The sequence below is a fragment of the Pseudocolwellia agarivorans genome (assembly GCF_002000085.1).
GTDB classification, from domain to species: domain Bacteria; phylum Pseudomonadota; class Gammaproteobacteria; order Enterobacterales; family Alteromonadaceae; genus Pseudocolwellia; species Pseudocolwellia agarivorans.
The window spans coordinates 109,206-127,550 of record NZ_MUZU01000006.1 but is presented as its reverse complement, the minus strand read 5'-3'; the positions used below and the strand labels follow the sequence as shown (position 1 = coordinate 127,550).

The window sequence follows — 18,345 nt, the reverse complement described above, 5'->3', positions numbered from 1 at the left end:
GATTAAACTCCTTGTGCTAATAATGGTAGTGAATGACCCGACTCGCGGATCATATTAGCGTATAAAGAAATTTCATCGAATACGGTAACTTCTTTAATTATTTTCTGATTTTTTACTCGCATATGGGTACAACCTAATACAAAAAAGCGGTTACCTTTTAATGATGATAATCTGTCGATGTGTGGGTTAAAGGTTCCTGCTACCGACCATCTAATGGCAATATCTATGGTGTCGTCGTCAAAGCCTGTTACGCCAATATGATCAATCGTCATTTTGGCATCAGGGCATTGTGCTAACCACTGAATTAACGTACCGCTAATTTGAGCTAACCCTGTCGATTGTCTACCTCCTGGCCATTGATGGGCAGCCGCAACATGATAAAACTGCGTTAAGGTAGAAAATTGTTTTTGATTAAATAAGGTTTGCGCCCAAGCATGAACAAAGCTTTCAGTTGTCCAACTACTTTCGGTAAAGCTTAACTCTGTTCTGTGTTTTGCTGCGAGTACACGATTGTATTCACTGTTATACCATTCATTAAAGGTATCGTTAGGTGTAAGGGCTGAAAAATGAATAGCAGCGTCAATAAGATCAAGCCCTAATTGGCTGATCAAAAAGCTATTATCTCGCACTAACCATTCTTTAATTATTTTGTTTTCAAAACAAACACAGTCAGCAATGGTCGTTACTCGTCCTGTTTTATTGGTGGCTAAACCAAAATCAGAATTACCTGTGTTGGTCATAATACTGGTAATTAAATGTGACGAATAATAAGTGCCGTCAGCTTCTTCTTTCCATATAACGTTTTCGCCAATTAAACTTCTGTCAGGGAAAGCAGCAATGGTTTTTAGAGTGTTTTGAACCACTTGCTCAACACATTCAGAATATCCGCCCAAGGTAAATACTGGACAAATTTCGCTGTAATAGCGGTAGCATAATCCCACATTTTTTTGTTCCCAAATGCGGTGAGTTATACGAATAATGTAATCAACAATATCAACGAATTCATCATCGAACCCTGTAAGCGCTTGTTGCTTGGCACCTGCTGGCTCTAACAACGCTGTTAGAGGTTGCCAATGTACCTGTGTTATTGATTTGTTTAACTTAATACTCATAGTTTAACTCGTTACTTTAAATGAATAGCTCAAAAGAGAATAAAAATACTAGGGTGAAAATGAAGAAGCCAAAGAGTGAATAACAGACTTTGTCTACCTTACCCGGCACTAAATACCAGCCATTTTCTTTTTCTGGTTTGCCACTATCGGCAAAGGCTTTAATTTGACCTTTAACGCTATAAGGCGAGTATTCAGCTTGTTTACCGTCAATGGCAATACTGGCAATAATCGTAACCACAACGTTAACGAAAGCGCCTATAGCTGCGTACCAAGGCCATGCTACATCGGTGTAAATAGCGGTATAAGCAACAGCTAATACACCAACAAATGTTCCTACTAATAGTCCACGCTCCGTTGCGTGTTTAGAGAAGAAACCTAAACCAAACATCCCTAATTGTGCGCCAACGAAATACGAGCCGACTTTACTTAACACTTCTAAAATAGAGCCTGAGCTGTGTAGGTGGTACATAATGGCAGGGAAAACAATTATGGCAGCCCAAAATACTGTGAAAACACGCGATACATTAAGGTAGTGTTTGTCGGTTTCATTAGGCTTGTAATATTTCTTATAAAAATCTAGCGTTGATACGGTAGATAAAGAATTGAATGCGGAGTCTAAACTTGACATAGAAGCCGCCATAACTGCAGCAGCAATAATCCCCATTAAGCCCGGCATACCATATTGAGCAGCAAACTCTAAAATAATGGTATTTTCGTTTTCAAACGGCTTACCTTGGTAATAGTTGTAAAATAAAATACCCAAAATAATGAAAAAGAAGTAAACAAAGAAAGCTAGAAAACCCATTAATAAGTAAGACTTTTTAGCATCACCAATGTTTTTGGCGGCTAACGTTCGTTGCACCATCATTTGGTTAGTGCCATATACCGTAATGTGGTAGAGGGTCATCGCTAATATACCTGACCAAACGGTGGTGGTATTAGTAAAGTCGAAATCAAAGTTAAGAGGGTTGGTTTTACCTTGCGCTTTTAACTGTGCAAGACTTTCCATAACCGGGGTTGTGCTGGTGTCGATAAGGGCATACATAATAACACCAGCCCCTAAAAACAATATGCCTGACTGAATAACATCGGTCCAAATAACGGCGGTTATCCCTCCCATTACGGTATAAATAAGGGCTATTATGGTCACAATAAATATGGCGGTAATTTCAGGAATACCCGTAATAAAGCTCAGTACAATTGAGGTCGCATAAAGTACCGCAGCTGAGCCCATTGTTTGCGATATTAACCAAATGCCTGAGACTAAAGCACGTGCTTTTTTCCCGAAGCGTTTTTCTTGGTATTCGTAAATAGAGGCAACCCCGGCGTTATAAAAGAAGGGGAAGAAAAAGGTAATAACGGCAATAATAACAAGTGGATAATTAAGGTGGATAGCAATTACCGAAAGGCCGTCTTTGTATGCCCATGCTGGCGCACCTAAAAATGTTAAGGCACTGACGTAGGTGGCAATAACTGAAATGCCTATCGCCCACCACGGTGTTGTTTTTTGCCCAAGATAAAAGTCGTCAGACGAACTGACTTTTTTACTCACTACATAACCAAGAAAAAGGTTACCGAGTATATAAACGATGAGTATCGTCCAATTTAGCGTTCCAAATTCTGTCATACATATCTCTCTTTAAGATTATATTGAAGTCTTCTGTTGTTCATTATTGTTAATTATTCTTCGTTGACTTCGAAGTCATTTAAACATAGCATTGTTTAAAATAATATGAAAGTAGATATTCAGTAAATTGAGTGGAAACATTTCATTTTGAGCATAAAATTAACCTTTAGGTGTAACGCAGATAGTAACGTTAACCTCATTATTTTTATTGTGAATTTAAAAATCACACAGCCATACGAGAATAAAAATGACGAATGAACAAAAAAATAAAAATCTTATACTTGAGTATTATCAGGCGTTAGAAGCATCATCACCTGAAACTGTTGGCGATGTATTGACTCAATATATGAGTGATGATTGTCAGTGGTATGGCGTGCATCCATTTAATGAGCAAAAAGGCCCGCAAGCGGTTAACGAAATATTTTGGCAACCTTTTATGCATGCCTTTAAAAATATTCAACGTCGACAAGATGTCTTCATGGCTGGAGTTAGTGGTAACGACAATGCTAATTGGGTAACGAGTATGGGACACTTTATGGTGCAGTTTGATAAAGACTGGCTGGGTATTCCGCGCTCAGGGCAGGTCGCTATGGTGCGTTATGCTGATTTTAACTGTATTGAAAACGGTAAAATTGTACGTTCTGGTTTTTTCTGCGACATTATTAGCGTTATGCATCAAGTGGGCATAAATCCTCTACCGCAAGCCACTGGGCATTCATTTATTTACCCCGGACCAAGAACTCATGATGGAATTCAGTTAGACGATAAAGAACCCGCTGAAGCTGAAAAAACCATGGCATTGCTTAATCAAATGATTGATGATTTATCACAACTCAATAAAACGGCTAACGATACTTATCCGCCTGAAATTTTAGAAAAAACATGGGCTAAAGATATGGTGTGGTATGGCCCTGCAGGCATAGGTGCTACTTATACAATTCCTAAGTTTCAAGAGCAACATTCTTACCCGTTTAGACAGGGATTAAAAGACAAGGTATTTAATGGCCACATTTGTCGATACGCAGAAGGTAATTATGCGTGCTTCTTTGGTTGGCCTAATTTAAGCAGTACGCCTATTGGGGGCTTTCTAGGTTTACCCGGTGGCGACATAAGAGCTGACATGAGAGTGGTTGATGTATATCGTCGTGAAGGTGATAAGCTGATGGAAAACTGGGTGTTAATTGATATTCCTTATTGGTTAAAACAACAAGGTTTAGATATTTTAGAACGTAGTAGAAAAATTAATAACCCAAGCTAAGTTAACTACTTCTTAAACTGAACTTAGGTTAAGTTAACGTTATTTTAAATTAAAAAAGGAAGCCCAATGCTTCCTTTTTTCTTTTTAAAACAGCTGTTTATGGTAAGGGTTAACAGGCTTTACCTTGTTTTTGTTCTCTCATCATAGCAAATACATCAATACCCATTTGCATGCACATATCAATAATATCAATAGCGACCCAGTTTTCTTTAAGTAACTCACCTTCGCGGCGCCATATGTCCATAACACGTAGCGATAATTCTTTATTGGTAGGTGGTAAACCTAACCAGCCGCCAACAGAATGTGTACCGTGCATATGTGGCCAACCTCCGGTTGATACATAATTATTATGTGCGACTAACGTGGCTTTATGATCAACACTTCTGTCAGGAAAACTAAATACAAATGGCCCTTGATGATTGGCTCTAAAGCCTTCAATACCACGAGTTGTACCTATACCTGCAGGGCCATACCACATAAAATCGCTGTGCCAAAAGTTTTGTAATTGCATGCTGGCTAAAGACTTTCCGTCGAAACGGCCAAGCTCATCAAGCATATCGATAACTAATTGTTGAGACTTTTGTGATTCGCTTTCATCAGCTTTGGCTGTATCGCCGTAGCATAAACCGTCCATTGTTGATGGTGGCATAATTAAACCATCGTGACCTAAGCTTTTTCTTAACGGGTTAACGCCTGCTTGGTTCATGGCATCTAAAAAGTCGAGAATAATAAAGCATTCTTTAACTTTACCTTCTTCTAGCTTTACCAGTTCGGTATAACGTAAATAGAGGGTTCTATTGGTAGCAGGTATATCAAGTAAATCTTTTGCAAAAGTACCTACAAAATAACCTGTACCGGCGATCCATTGTGCGCCTTGGTATTCACTTTCAATGTGAATAAAGGGCTTTCTTTCAATATCGGGTAGGGCGGTAATTAAAGGTTGCCAAAACTGACTTAACATTTGTGCTTTGTTATGTAGCTCGTTAATTGGAGCACTAACATTCCATTGCACATCATCAGCTACGTAAGCTTCAATATTATCGGCAGAAGATTTAAGTTGTAGATATAATTTATCTAGCAATGTTGTCATTTTATTTCTCCATCAAAAGTTTTACTTGAAATACACTTTTTGCAGAGTATCATTGAATGACTTCGAAGTCATAGTGTTTTTTTAGTTGAATTTAAATATTATGGCAAAGAGCCACAAGAGAGAGCAGCAATGGAACAATTACATACAAATCATAAAGCATTACTTAAGCCATTAAGGCAGGCTTTATATAATTTTGATCGCGTATCCGTTTTAAATGAGTTTAACTACGTGTTAGCGTCTGATGCTGTAGTGAAATTATCTTATCCGTTCGAAACGTTACATGGCGCTCAAACCTTTTTCGAAACAGCTTATCAGCCTTTAAATAATGCTATACCCGATCTAGAGCGTAGAGAAACTATAGTCATGGCGGGCGATAGTGAAGACGGTAGTCATTGGGTTGGTATGTGTGGGTATTACACCGGCAGCTTTGAAAAAAGTTGGTTAGATATTCCGCCCACGGGGCATCAAGTTTCAATGCGTTTTCATGAGTTTTACCGTATTAAAAATAACAAAGTGGTAGAGATACAAGCCCTTTGGGATATACCTGAAGTGATGATGCAAGCTAAAGCTTGGCCTATGGTACCTAGTTTAGGAAGAGAGTGGCATGTGCCGGCACCAGCGACACAAGACGGTTTAAATATTCAAGAAAATCATTTGTCAGCTAGCAGTGTTAAGTTAGTTGAAGATATGTGTAACTCGTTAGGTAACTATGCCACAGGCGGTGTTGAAGCGATGGAACTTGAAAAGTACTGGCATCCTAAATGTAGCTGGTATGGTCCGTCGGGTATAGGAACAGGGCGAGGCATTAAAGGCTTTAGAAATTGGCATCAAATTCCGTTTTTAAATGGCATGCCTAACCGAGTGGGTGATGTTGAAAAAGGCTATTTATTTGGTGATGGAAACTATGTAGGTTTTACCGCATGGCCCGGTATGCAAATGACGATTAGTAACGATGGTTGGCTAGGTATAGCTCCAGCTAATCAAGAAATTACTATGCGCAGTTTAGATTTTTGGCGCTGCGAAAACGGTGTAATAAGAGAAAACTGGGTGTTAGTAGACATACTGCACGTTTATCATCAAATAGGAGTTGATGTATTAGCGCGTATGAGGGAGTTTAACAAGGCACGTTGTTAGCTGCTAGTAGAGCTAAAGGTAAGGAGTAAAAGAGTACCGCAGTTGCAGTACTCTTTGTGTTTAATTGGTTAAAAGGGATTAACCAAAAATAGCGCGCATTAAACCAATAGCTTGTTCTACGCTTTTACCACCTTTTACTTGGTTAATAAGTGTATCGCGCTTGCTGTGTAAATATTCTGGAATATCTTCCGACTCTAGCGCTTTATCTACTAACATTTCAGCAGATTCTTTACTGCGTTTTTTAGGTGTGGCTCTTGATTTAGTCGCTGCTTTATTTAGCGCTTTATCACGAAAACGAATAAAGTTAGAGTTTTGCGCTAAATCAGCATCAGCAAATAAAAATAAATCAATTAATACCGCGCGGTTTTTCCATAAAGTGAGTTCTTTATTTTCAGCATCTACTGCTGTGCTATCAGCAACTGTTGGCTCAGCCTGATTCCACCATGCGAAAGTGTGCAACGTTGCGATCATGTCTTGCCAGTAAGATGAAAAATCAGTATTTTTAAATTTAGGGATCGACATACCTTGGCATAATATATCTATTTTATTATTGTTTAATGCAATAAATTGGTCGGGTCTACGCATAGCTAATAAGCGTGTTGCAGCAGCTAATGGCGCTTTAGTACTTTGTGGCTTTTCTGGCGCATATTCTTCAAAAATTTTCTGATAATCACTGACAAAATTTTGATAGTTTTCGTAAGTCACATCACCCGTTAAAGGAATATGAGCTAATGCAATATCAAATTTTTCTGGCGACTGTTCAAGTAATACGTGAAAAGCTTTGGCACCTTTAGTACTCGCAAACCATTCAATATCAAAATTATAAATACTATGGTCGTGTTCGCTTGTATGTTTACCTGCAAAAGCTAAACGGTCTTCCATCAGTAATTCAGCTAAAGGTTTTTCACGAATACCATCAATATAGGCGAGTAAAAGTAAGCGTTCATCTAAAGCATGTATAGTGTTTTGTTGCTTGATAAAATCCACAAATATTGGCCATGGTGCAATACGAGCCATTTTAAACTGGCTAAGGGTAAAGCCCGCTTCAAGTACGTCTTGCATTTTTTTTAATGGGACTAATTGTTCATCTTCAACAAGATCCATATTAAGATCTTCACGACATAACCTGATGAGTTCACCACACCAGCCTAAAAAATCATCCGGCCAATGTTCCACTTTTATCGCCATCAAATTTAAGCTTAGTGGCGGAACATATTTAAGGAAATTTTGATAAACCTGATTTTCAGCTTCAGACAATGGCATTTCTACGGGTAAAGATAACAACTTTTTCATTAAATTCTACAAACTCTAGTAGGAGGACTATTTTCAGTTATATTGGCTACAAGACTGAAAATACAAAGGGGAATATGGATCATACGCACTTATCAAGGCATTGCAAATAATAGTAAAGAATAAGGCCGCACGGAAAAACAAGATTTAGGTCGAAATGATTACATGCAATTCATAAAAGGCTTTTATCAAGGAGGACGAAAAAAAAATTTAAAAATAAACTAATAGAATCAAATGTTTAATTTTTATTTAAACATTTATGAAAATAATTTGGAATAAACTCCATTCATCAACCGTTACCTTAGTGAATTTACTAAAAACTCTCTGAGGAAACAATTATGATGAACTTAACTAAAACAGCTTTATATATTTCATGCGCACTAACAACAACCGTATTTGCGAATACTGATGCAAACTTAACTTTTTCAAACAACAGTAATACACAAGCTGAATATCAAGCAGAGCAAACTCAACTTGATACTTCATCAAATATGCAAAGCGATGCGAGTGCGTCATCTGAGCAACAAGTTGCAACAGATACAAATCAATCAGCACAAGCAAGCGAATCAACGCAAAGTAATAACCAACTTATGCTTGCAGACAATAATAGTCTTGATGCAAATGCTAATGAAGAGAACGGTACAGAAGGTGGTGGCTTAGTAACAAAAGAACCAACCACCGAACCTAAAACAGAAACTAAAGAAAACTCCAATACAGCGAAAGCTGATTCTAAAAGCGAAACGAGTAGTGAAGCATCAATGTCGTTAGATAGCGCATCATATACTGACACGTTAACGAAAACGGGTACACAATTACAAAGCAAGTTAGGTGAAAGCCAAACCTTGTTACAAGAGTCGTTAACATCAGGTGTTACAACAAGTCAAAACGTGCTCTTAGCAAGCGGCGAAAAAATAGACCTTGCTGTAACCGGTAGTGTGCAACAAGTCACAGCAATAAGTAATAACTTGTCATCAAGTGTTGAACAAAACACAAGCGTTATTGTAGAGCAAGCGATTGATAATACGGTTAATGCCAATTTAGCTGGCGAGTTATTAAGTAGTACAGAAGCACTGACTAATGCGGAAGTAAACAATGTATTAACTCAAACCATTAGCGCGACAATTAATGCCACTACTGAGCAAAGTGTGAATAGCAGCCTGACTCAAAATATAGGACAAAGCATTGAGAAAAACGTTGCTCAAAATGTATCAAACCAAATTAACAATGCAGTTGCCTTAACGGTTGATAACTCAGTAGACAATGCGATTAACGCTAGCTCAGGCTTAGGTATCTAATTTACCTCATAAAAAGGCGAGTTCCCCTCTCGCCTTTTCTTTCACTTTTTTAATTTTATTTATGCCGTATTCTGGAGCATCCACATGAAAAAACTTAACCAACCCTTAATCATTAGCACATTATTCGTTTCAGCGATTGCTAGCGTAGTGCATGCCGATGCTGTTGACCTAACTTGGGAAATTAACAGCGGCCTAAAATATGACGATACGCTAACCGTTGCCGAGCTTGATCAAGTAAGCGAACAATCGGATGTTGCATTAACCTTGCAAGGTGAAGCAAAAATAAAATGGAAAATATCGCCCAAATTAACTTTAAAATCTAACTTAAGTTATCAAGTAAACGACTACCAAACTTATAGCGACTATGATTTAAACTTAGCAAAAATAGCTTTTGATTTAGATTATCGTTTTACCGATGCAACCCTAGGTACTAGTTATTACTTTGTAGATGCCGAATTAGCAAAGGAAGACTTTTTACAGTTTAGTCAAAATAGTGTGTATTGGTCTAGATTGTTTGACCAACGTTATTTATTACGTGTTTCAGCCGACTATAAAAAGAAAAAATTTGCGAATTTAACTGACAGAGACGCAACAAGTTTTGGTGTTAGTAATCAACATTTTTTCTTTTTTAACCAAGCTAAAAGCTTTGTTTCACTCAACTTAAATATCGACAATGAAAACGCAAACAACAACCAGTTTGATCACCAAGCCTCAGGTGTTCGCGTCATGTATTCGCATAGTTTTGAAGGTTGGGATCATAAACAGCAAATACAGTTTGGCTGGCAGTTTAACAAAAAAGATTATCAACAAATAACGACTAACGAACCGTTTAGCCCTACGGATCAATTTGGATCTAACGAGCAATCTGAGAGTAACGCACAAGCTCAACGTAAAGATAAAAGCCAAGTAGTAGACGCGCAATGGATATTCAACATAACACCCAACTGGTCGCTCAATACTAAAGTAGAATATGGACATTATGAATCAACAATTGCTTCGTTAAATTACGACGAAACAATTAGCTCGTTATCGATAAAAGGAGTGTTTTAGTTATTGCTAGCATTTGTGTTCATATCTTGTTTATTGACTGTTTTATAGGATAGAAATATAATGTACAGATTAACGTACATGAACAGTTTGGAGTTATTATGGATGCAATAAGCTATACGGCCGCTAGAGCAAATTTAGCAAACACAATGGCAGATGTTTGTAATGATCATGCACCAATAATCATCACACGCAAAAGTGAATCACCTGTTGTTATGATTTCTCTAGAAGATTATAACGCAATGCAAGAAACAACCTATTTACTTAGATCTCCAGCAAATGCTAGAGATCTTTTAAAGTCTATTGCTGAGCTGGAATCTGGCAAAGGAGTAGTACGCGAGCTTATTGAATGAAACTGACTTTTTCAACTAATGCTTGGGGACAATACCTTTACTGGCAAACTACCGACAAAAAAATACTAAAACGTATTAACTTGCTTATTAAAGACATTCAAAGAACTCCCTATGAGGGGATTGGAAAACCGGAACCTTTAAAACACGGCTTATCTGGATATTGGTCTAGGCGTATAAATGACGAACATCGAATTGTTTATAAGCAATTCGATGATTCAATTCTAATTGCCCAATTGCGTTATCATTATGGGGTATAAGGTTTAGATAAATAGAATAAATTGTGAAGTAATAGCTTACTGTTTTAATCCCCCAATCGACCATAACCAAACAATGGATCGTGGCCTTTCTCTCCTAAATCGACAGCTTGTTGGGTTAAAAGCTGTAACAAGTCATCTTGTTCATTTTTGAACTTTGCACACGCGGCATAAGCCGTTACTACGGGTGCAGCCATCGATGTTCCGCTTTCGTAGCCAAAGTCTCCAGATAAACGAGCTGTTTTAACTGAAACACCACGCGCTGAAAAATCAACATAATCACCTCGGTTAGCCCAGCGATATAATTTATTATTTTTATCAACAGCCGTTACGCCAATCACATTTTTGTAAGCTGCGGGATATAAAGGTGGTGAGTGCGGACCTTCGTTTCCTACAGCCGCAACAATGGTAATGTTTTTAGCTAAAGCTGATTCAATAACCGTAGCTAAAATCGTGTTGTTTGGCCCAGCTAAACTCATATTAATCACTGAAACGTGTTGCTCTAATAGCCAATTAATACCCGCCACTAAACTAAATAAATTAGCTCCTTGGCTAAAATCGCTTTGGCCATAAAATACTTCAGCAGCAAATAACTTAGCATTAGGTAATAAAGCGGGCAGTTGCGGCGAACTACTAATTAACAAGGCTGAAACGGCTGTGCCATGAGCTTTAGGTGCTGTTAAGTTGGCAGGAACAAAACTTTGTCGTGTTACCGACTTATTCTTAAATACTGGATGTTTAACATCTATTGCGGTATCAACCATACCTATAGATAACGGTGCTAAACAAGCGGTACTTGTTATGTCAGTTTTATTTGCATCAGCAGGGATTTTAGTTTGGTTTAGCTCTTTTAATGATTGCGTTTGATACACGTAATCGCGTGTTAGTTTTTTATGTAACGATACAGGTAGTATGGAAACGATTTTTTCAGCACTATCAAACGACGCTTGTACTTTAAATTGCACTAAGGTTAATGCCAAAGCATTAAAGCTTTTAGTGTTTACTATTTCAATACGGTTGTTTTGCGCGAGTTGCTTTAATTGTGTTAACTCTTGTTGAGAGCTCATAACTAACCATTGGTGTTCTATGGCGCGCCAACCGTTTTCTACTTCAACATCTTTAAAGAGGATTTTGCCTGCGTTGTCTAAAATATTAAGAGGTTCGGTTAAATTACCTACGGGTAAAATTAAAGAACTCACTTCGTTTTCAGGTAATTTTATTAATAATTTATTTAGGTTAGCTTGTTGTGCTGCCTTCTTTTTTATTTCTTCTGCTTTTTTATTAATAATATTATTCTGGCGATTAATGACTTTATCGTTCAATATTGAATTTTCTATACTTGACAGCGGTTTACCTAATAATCCATCTGCCTTAAGTGAAGTAGGTAGTGTTATACTTATGCAGAATATTAATACGGCTTGCCTAATCTTTATCATTATTTTTCCTATAAAATTTGCGGGCTGTATTAAGAAAACGTATTAAAAGTAAAAAAATTCCAAAAATTTGGGAATAAACTTCATTGTCATTCGTCTACCTATTATAACGGAGGGATAAAATGAAAAATCAAATAATTGCCTTAGTGCCTATGATACGTCGATTTGCTTATTCGCTAACGGGAAATCAACACGATGCAGACGATTTATTACAAAATACCATTGAACGCTTATTAACTAAAGGCGTGCCTGAAAACGTTGAGTTAAATAAATGGATGTTTCGGGTTTGTCGTAACTTATGGATTGATGAATATCGTTCTCGTAAAGTGAGGCAAACTGCGGCAGAATCACCGGAGTTAACCGACGGTCAAATAGTGAATGACGAAAAGCAGCAAACCGATAAAATTAGCTTACAAGAAGTGAATAACGCTATGGACATTTTACCCGACGAACAACGTTCAATTTTGTCTTTAGTGGCTATTCAGGGCATGTCGTATAAAGAAGTTGCTGAAACTTTAGAAATACCCATAGGAACCGTGATGAGCCGACTATCTCGAGCGCGAATTAGTCTTAGCCAATGTTTAAATAACAGCACAGGAGTAATGGCATGAATAACGATACCTTTAGCGATGAAACTTTATCTGCCTTTTTAGATGCTGAATTACCTGAGCAACAAATGGAGCGGATCAGAGCCGCATTACTTGAAGATGATAACTTAGCTAACCGCTTAGCTGATTTAGCTATGGTTGACGAGGTGATTGCTAATGAATACGACAAAATTAATCAGCAACCATTACCTGCGGCTATTAACGAATTACTTGCGGCAATTCCTGAAGATTCGGCTCCGGTAGAGTCAATAAAGGCTGCTGAGCAGTTTACAGATAAAACGCAAACGGCGAATAAAGCAAACCATACAAATAACGAAAGTAATGTGGTTAGCCTTTGGCAACGTACTAAAAAATCAACCAATAAACCTTTTGCTATTGCGGCAAGTGTTGCCGTTGCTGCAGGGCTATTTGCAACAGTATTTACTCAAAGTAATACAGGTAATAGCTGGCAGGAGGTTGTTCAAATATTAGAACAACAAACCAGTGGTAATGAACAAGTATTAGCGAATGGACAAACGATAAAAACACAACTTACTTTTACAAATCAACAAGGTGATTTTTGTCGTCAGTACGACATTAATAACGAGCAAGATGTTGAACATAATATTGCTTGTAGAGTTAATCAACAATGGGAATTAAACTTAACGGTAATAGAACAAAAACACATAACTCAAAATTACCAAACGGCTACGTCAACGAGTTTGTTACGAGAACAAATAGACAGCATGGCAGTAGGTGATTTTTTAGATAAACAACAAGAACAACAAGTTATTAATAACCGTTGGAAAAAATAACTACATATACCTGTTACCATTCAAGATGCTGAAATAGCCTCTTGATTGGTAACGGGTATAAATCACACGAGGGAAAAACAATGAAAAAAATTATCATGTTAGTCAGTATGGTCGGTTTACTTGCCGCTTGTGCATCAAGCCCTGAATACCGAGCAGCAAAAAATAACGGTGTTGGTTATCAAGAGAGTATTTTGAATCAAGATAAAATACGCGTGCATTTTAAAACCCGTACCGACAATAAGCTAAAAGCGATTGATTACACTTTTTTACGCGCTGCTGAACTAACTGTACAACAAGGCTACGATTGGTTTGTTGTAACGAATCGCGATGTAATTATTGACGGACAAAACCAGCCACGAAGTTCAATACATACAGGTATTGGGACACGACGTGATTGTGGTATTTACGGTTGTAGCAATCAACCCAGCACACATTTAGGTATTGGCTTTAACTTAGGTGAGCAAGGGCAAGAAATTGAAAGCATTGTAGATATAAAGCTAGGTAAAGGTGTTCGCCCAGAACAACAAGAAAGCTACGAAGCGCGTGAGATAATCACAAACATGCGAGCTAAATATGAGTTGAAGGGTGAATATAAATAGTGAGGTAAGCAAATCCTACATTATTAGAAGTTAGTTTTAAATAATGCAGGGGTTATTTAAACCACTTGAATATACTCGTTTTAAAATGCAACATAATCATGAATGTTAACGGGTATATAATTAAAAATTATGTAGAGAATATGGTTTGATTAAAAAAACTCATCTTATAATGATTTGTTTAGCTTTAATGCTGACATCATGCACTTATCTAAAATATTCAGCTATTCAGGCTGAATATACAAAGCTTCAAAATGCAGATCCCAGTCAAATTAATCTAAAGCATATGTTAGACCAAGAAACCTTTTTTGTTTGGGGTAAATCAATAGCTCATTCAAATAACTATGCTAATACACCTATAGCCATTGCTGCGTATTCTAGTAAATTCAAAAAGCGTGAGCGAGTTGATACAATGTTCTTTAAAAGAACCAACACGCACTATGGCTTAAACCTTCCAGAAGGTGAGTACACCTTACTTGTTTATGCCGACATAAATAAAGATGGATTGTTTCATCAATCTGAAATAGTTGGTGAGAAAGCGTTAGCTTTAAATACAACAAACTTTCCAGACAAACTTGCCAAGCATATAGATATAAAGCTAATAACAAGTTCAAGTGTAGATTGGGCCGAAAATATTGTAACGCCTAAAGTCATTGAGACAGAGCAATCCGCGTATTATCCAGCGGGAAGTATTCGCAGCTTAGATGATCCTATGTTTGATGAAAAAATTGCCACTATGGGCATGTACGATCCTGCTTCATTTTTAGAAAATGCAAAAACTATGTTTTATGCCTTAGAAGAAAATGTTGCACATAAAATTCCTGTTATTTTTGTTCATGGTATTGGCGGTAGTTCAAGATCGTTTAAACCCATTATTGAACACATGGATAAAGATCGTTATCAAGCGTGGTTTTTCTATTATCCTTCTGGTGGCGACCTTGATCAATTAGCCGACTTTTTTTACAACATTTTTCTCTCAGGAAATGTTATTCCTATGGGTGATATGCCTATGGTGATAGTTGCTCATAGTATGGGTGGGCTTGTAGTACGAGAAGCATTTAATCAATACGAAGGCAAAGCAAATGAAAATAAAGTTGAATTGTTTGTAAGTATATCAACTCCATTTGGTGGTCATCCTTCGGCAGCTTCAGGTGAAAAGCACGGACTTATCGTATTACCCTCTTGGCGAGATTTAAATCCAACAAGCAAATTTATAAAAGAACTCTATCGAAAACCATTATCTAGACTTGTAAATCATCAGCTTTTTTATACGTTTAATAACTCAGGTATGGTGAAGTTAGGCGAAAACAGTGATGGTGTTGTACCGCTATCAAGTCAGTTGCATCCTGAAGTACAAAAGCAATCGCGTGGGCAATTTGGCTTTAACAGTGGTCATGTAGATATTTTAGAAAATAAAGACATGATCTTACATCTATTAAAAAGCATGTCTGGTATTAAGAGTATTTTTCCTGAATCACATTTAAAGATACTCATTAATGGTGGCTTCGACGTTAAATTAACAAATGATTACAGCCTTCGTAGCCAGCATTTAATTAGTTATGCGGGTAAATATATTGTGATGTTAGTTAAAGGCATGCTCAAACCTATTAATCTGCAGCAAGAGAGTTACATTAAAGCGGTTAGGGGAGAAGCGGGAGCAACTAAAGAAATGGAAAAAGAATTTATAAAGTTTATGAAGGAATACCCTCAAATAGTTGATAGTGTTTTATAAGAGTAACTTTGTACTTTAAATTAGAGCAAAAAGGTAAAGCTAAATCTGAGTTTAATAAACTATTGCCAACGAACCTTTGCGAAAAGAATACGCTGAAAAACATCTTACTTCTTTAAATAATGAAACATAGCAAGGCATTGCCGCAGGATTAAAAATAACTGGCCGTTGCTTGTGCATCGCTATTTAACCAACTATTATTTGCCTCTGAATGATACGTTAGGTTTACAAATTTTCAACTAAGGAGTGGTTATGTTAAAAAAAATAAATATCTTTATTTTAGTTATATTTATGTCTGGATTTTCATTTGCAGAGAGTGTGATTGATAAAGAACAAGTTCTGAATATCAATAAGGAGATATATCAAGCACTATTAGATGGAGATATATCTATTATCGAAAAATATATATCTCCGGAATCTAAGATTACTATTGATTTTGATCCTGCGTTAGATAGAGGGGAAACAGAAGTCTCATATGATAACTATTTAAAAATGGCTAAAGTTACAATGTCTATGATGAAAAACCCTAATGTAAATATTGAATATAAAGAGGAGATAAAATCAGCCTTTTTAGATACAAAGAACAATCAGGTAATAGTCAAATCAATAAGTACCACTATTAGTGAAATGATGGGGATGAAATTAGAAGATATATCAGAAGATGAAAGTGTTTATGGGGTTGTTAATGAACAAATAAAGTTAATATTGTTCAAAAACAAATTGATTAGCTCCAAGCCAATCAAATAAACCTACAATTTACTCAAAAGGACTAAGATGGTTGGCAAAACGTTATGTGTTTTACCAATATTTGTGGTTATTTAACCTAAGGATTTAAAAATGTTTAAGAAGATGATTTTATCGGCCAGTTTATTATTATCATGCAATGCATACTGTGCGGACTTTCCTAATGTAGCGCTTACTGCTGAGCAGTGTGAAGATTGGATTTATACCGAATATTTAAGTTTAACTGAAGATAATAAAAAGGTAGTTAAAAGCTCTTGCGCTAAACGATATTCTTCAGAAAATGGAATGAGTAATTGTACTGTTTTCGAAGGTGAAGATTTCATTAAACACTTAAAAAAGCTTGCTAAAGCACAGTGTAAGGAAGAGGAATAAACACTTAGTATCAATTTGGACATGATCGAAAAAGGAACATTTCCATGTTCCTTTTTTGTTTTTAAAGCTTATTGTTTGTACATTTTTTATTTTTTACTCTGCTCAATAGCGTGACTAAATGTTTGCTCTAACTGAGCAGCACCACTTAACATAAACCCATGATCTGAGCTTAATAAAAACAAGCTTACTCCAGCCTTTATCCAACGAGGTAACTCGATTAAATCGCCAACAAACATGCCGCAGTTTTTGTTGTGTTTTTTACATGCTATTACTATTTTTTCAACAGCTTCCATAACACTTGGATGGCTAGCATCTGTTTGTTTTAAGGCTACGGTTAAGTCCATTCTGCCAATAAAAATGCAGTCGATACCTTCTACTTGGCAAATTTCGTCAATGTTATCTACTGCTTCAAGATCTTCTATTTGTGCTATTACACACGTTTCGTTTTTATTGGCTAATAGGTTTTCAGGAAGTTTATTCGTGGTGTATCCGGCAAAGCGTGTTGAGCCAGCATAGCCTCTGCCCTCGGGGCCAAAAAAGCATTTTTTAACAATTTGGCGAGCATGTTCAGCATTTAATACATGAGGAATAACGACGCCGTCGGCACCAGTGTCTAGTGCATTTAAAAGAGTTGAATTTTCACTGTCTGGAATACGAACTACCACTGGCTTTTGTTTCGACCTCGCCGCTAAAATACAGGTGTCTAAATCGCCACGATCAAAAGGCGCATGCTCGGCATCTAAGCATAATACGTCTAAATTAGTATGAGCTAATACTTCGGTATTATGAAAATGTGTGCTTTTTATAAAAGTACCTAATAATGGTTTTTTCTGCGCTAACTTTTCTTTTAAATTCATAACTATTCCTAATCTTGTCTAGTGCTTGCGTTAGCAAAAGGTACGGTTGATAAATACCAAAGTGTTAATGCGTGAGATACTTTTTCAGCTTGCTCTAAAGGCGAGAAGTGGGCGCATTCATCTAATAACAATAATTTACTATTAGGAAGAGATTCATGCATATAGTGCTGATGTTCAACGGCGCATATTTTGTCTTGTAGACCACTAATAATAAGTATGTCGGCATTGAGTTGCTGAAGCACACTAAGTGAGTCAGGTCTGTCTTCTATTGCCATTGCTTGTGCAGCAAAGCATTTTTCGCCAAGAGAGAATGCCATATCAAGAATCAACTTCTGAAGCTTTTCGTTTTGCTTATAAAGGTAGTTAGGCATAAAGGTGTTGTTAATTAATTCGGCTAATTGCCCATCGGTCGCTTGTTTTATTTGTGTGGCGCGTCCGGCTTTTCGCTCTGGTAAGTCGGCATGACAATTTGAATTAACTAAAGCAAGCTTAGCAATAAGATGAGGATGCGTTTTAGCGACTTCTTCAGCGACAATACCACCCATTGAAAAGCCAATAATAGCGCAGGGTTGATCATTTGTTGCTTTTATAACTAGAGCGGCCATTTCAGCGAGAGTGGCTTCTTGCGTAAATTGCACCACAGATACTTGATTGCAGTGCTTTTTTAATTGATTAATTTGGTGGGTAAACATGGCACCTGTACATAAGGTGCCGGGTAAAATTAAAATAGGTAAAGAATGCATCTAAAATAA

General features: G+C 37.0%; 19 protein-coding genes. 12 read left to right on the top strand and 7 right to left on the bottom strand.

Going from position 1 to position 18,345, the window contains the following annotated elements; all coding sequences use genetic code 11:
- Window positions 1–2: 2 nt before the first annotated feature.
- Window positions 3–1,112: a nuclear transport factor 2 family protein gene (locus B0X80_RS11150; RefSeq protein WP_077340319.1), complete on the bottom strand. Its 1,110-nt coding sequence runs from the start codon at window positions 1,110–1,112 to the stop codon at window positions 3–5.
- 16 nt (window positions 1,113–1,128) lie between these two features.
- A complete protein-coding gene (locus B0X80_RS11145) occupies window positions 1,129–2,739 on the bottom strand; it encodes a sodium:solute symporter family transporter (RefSeq protein ID WP_077340317.1) in 1,611 nt (536 codons plus the stop codon).
- Between the two features lie 247 nt (window positions 2,740–2,986).
- Here B0X80_RS11145 and B0X80_RS11140 point away from each other — a divergent pair, with 247 nt between their 5' ends.
- Complete coding sequence (locus tag B0X80_RS11140; protein WP_077340315.1) at window positions 2,987–3,997, top strand: nuclear transport factor 2 family protein; 1,011 nt, start codon at window positions 2,987–2,989, stop codon at window positions 3,995–3,997.
- Between the two features lie 109 nt (window positions 3,998–4,106).
- Here B0X80_RS11140 and B0X80_RS11135 read toward each other — a convergent pair whose 3' ends face one another.
- On the bottom strand, window positions 4,107–5,087 hold the full coding sequence (locus B0X80_RS11135) for an ester cyclase (RefSeq protein WP_077340313.1): 981 nt from the start codon (window positions 5,085–5,087) through the stop codon (window positions 4,107–4,109).
- A 129-nt stretch (window positions 5,088–5,216) separates the two neighbouring features.
- On the opposite strand from B0X80_RS11135, the gene B0X80_RS11130 reads away from it, so the two are divergent.
- Window positions 5,217–6,221 carry an ester cyclase gene (locus B0X80_RS11130; protein WP_077340311.1) on the top strand — a complete coding sequence of 335 codons (1,005 nt, stop codon included), beginning with the start codon at window positions 5,217–5,219 and terminating at the stop codon, window positions 6,219–6,221.
- A 78-nt stretch (window positions 6,222–6,299) separates the two neighbouring features.
- Here B0X80_RS11130 and B0X80_RS11125 read toward each other — a convergent pair whose 3' ends face one another.
- The gene (locus B0X80_RS11125; RefSeq protein ID WP_077340309.1) at window positions 6,300–7,514 is read right to left on the bottom strand and encodes a hypothetical protein; all 1,215 of its coding nucleotides are present in this window, start codon (window positions 7,512–7,514) and stop codon (window positions 6,300–6,302) included.
- Between the two features lie 335 nt (window positions 7,515–7,849).
- Here B0X80_RS11125 and B0X80_RS11120 point away from each other — a divergent pair, with 335 nt between their 5' ends.
- The 4 genes from B0X80_RS11120 to B0X80_RS11105 all read left to right on the top strand — a co-directional run bounded on the left by B0X80_RS11120 (window position 7,850) and on the right by B0X80_RS11105 (window position 10,463).
- Window positions 7,850–8,806 carry a hypothetical protein gene (locus B0X80_RS11120; RefSeq protein ID WP_077340307.1) on the top strand — a complete coding sequence of 319 codons (957 nt, stop codon included), beginning with the start codon at window positions 7,850–7,852 and terminating at the stop codon, window positions 8,804–8,806.
- 84 nt (window positions 8,807–8,890) lie between these two features.
- Window positions 8,891–9,856 carry a surface lipoprotein assembly modifier gene (locus tag B0X80_RS11115; RefSeq protein ID WP_077340305.1) on the top strand — a complete coding sequence of 322 codons (966 nt, stop codon included), beginning with the start codon at window positions 8,891–8,893 and terminating at the stop codon, window positions 9,854–9,856.
- 98 nt (window positions 9,857–9,954) lie between these two features.
- Window positions 9,955–10,206, top strand: a complete 252-nt coding sequence (locus tag B0X80_RS11110) for a type II toxin-antitoxin system Phd/YefM family antitoxin (protein ID WP_076419866.1) — start codon at window positions 9,955–9,957, stop codon at window positions 10,204–10,206.
- Complete coding sequence (locus tag B0X80_RS11105; protein WP_077340303.1) at window positions 10,203–10,463, top strand: Txe/YoeB family addiction module toxin; 261 nt, start codon at window positions 10,203–10,205, stop codon at window positions 10,461–10,463. The genes B0X80_RS11110 and B0X80_RS11105 overlap by 4 nt, the downstream gene beginning before the upstream one ends.
- Before the next feature lie 44 nt (window positions 10,464–10,507).
- On the opposite strand, the gene B0X80_RS11100 is transcribed toward B0X80_RS11105, so the two are convergent.
- The gene (locus B0X80_RS11100) at window positions 10,508–11,896 is read right to left on the bottom strand and encodes a S8 family serine peptidase (RefSeq protein ID WP_077340301.1); all 1,389 of its coding nucleotides are present in this window, start codon (window positions 11,894–11,896) and stop codon (window positions 10,508–10,510) included.
- Between the two features lie 119 nt (window positions 11,897–12,015).
- Between B0X80_RS11100 and B0X80_RS11095 the strand changes: the two genes are divergently transcribed.
- The 6 genes from B0X80_RS11095 to B0X80_RS11070 all read left to right on the top strand — a co-directional run bounded on the left by B0X80_RS11095 (window position 12,016) and on the right by B0X80_RS11070 (window position 16,736).
- Window positions 12,016–12,504, top strand: coding sequence for an RNA polymerase sigma factor (locus B0X80_RS11095; protein ID WP_077340299.1), 489 nt, complete (start codon window positions 12,016–12,018; stop codon window positions 12,502–12,504).
- Window positions 12,501–13,295 (top strand): anti-sigma factor family protein, encoded by a 795-nt coding sequence (locus tag B0X80_RS11090; protein WP_077340297.1) that lies wholly within the window; start codon window positions 12,501–12,503, stop codon window positions 13,293–13,295. Before B0X80_RS11095 ends, B0X80_RS11090 begins: the two co-directional genes overlap by 4 nt.
- A gap of 80 nt (window positions 13,296–13,375) precedes the next feature.
- Window positions 13,376–13,894 (top strand): CC0125/CC1285 family lipoprotein, encoded by a 519-nt coding sequence (locus tag B0X80_RS11085; RefSeq protein WP_077340295.1) that lies wholly within the window; start codon window positions 13,376–13,378, stop codon window positions 13,892–13,894.
- Between the two features lie 187 nt (window positions 13,895–14,081).
- Window positions 14,082–15,623, top strand: coding sequence for an esterase/lipase family protein (locus B0X80_RS11080; RefSeq protein ID WP_139345312.1), 1,542 nt, complete (start codon window positions 14,082–14,084; stop codon window positions 15,621–15,623).
- Between the two features lie 249 nt (window positions 15,624–15,872).
- Window positions 15,873–16,367 (top strand): hypothetical protein, encoded by a 495-nt coding sequence (locus B0X80_RS11075; protein WP_077340290.1) that lies wholly within the window; start codon window positions 15,873–15,875, stop codon window positions 16,365–16,367.
- Window positions 16,368–16,457: 90 nt separating this feature from the next.
- Window positions 16,458–16,736, top strand: coding sequence for a hypothetical protein (locus B0X80_RS11070; RefSeq protein ID WP_077340288.1), 279 nt, complete (start codon window positions 16,458–16,460; stop codon window positions 16,734–16,736).
- Between the two features lie 86 nt (window positions 16,737–16,822).
- On the opposite strand, the gene B0X80_RS11065 is transcribed toward B0X80_RS11070, so the two are convergent.
- Complete coding sequence (locus tag B0X80_RS11065; protein ID WP_077340286.1) at window positions 16,823–17,593, bottom strand: HpcH/HpaI aldolase family protein; 771 nt, start codon at window positions 17,591–17,593, stop codon at window positions 16,823–16,825.
- A gap of 8 nt (window positions 17,594–17,601) precedes the next feature.
- Entirely contained in the window at window positions 17,602–18,336 is a 735-nt protein-coding gene (locus B0X80_RS11060; RefSeq protein WP_077340284.1) for an alpha/beta fold hydrolase, read from the bottom strand.
- Window positions 18,337–18,345 lie beyond the last annotated feature (9 nt).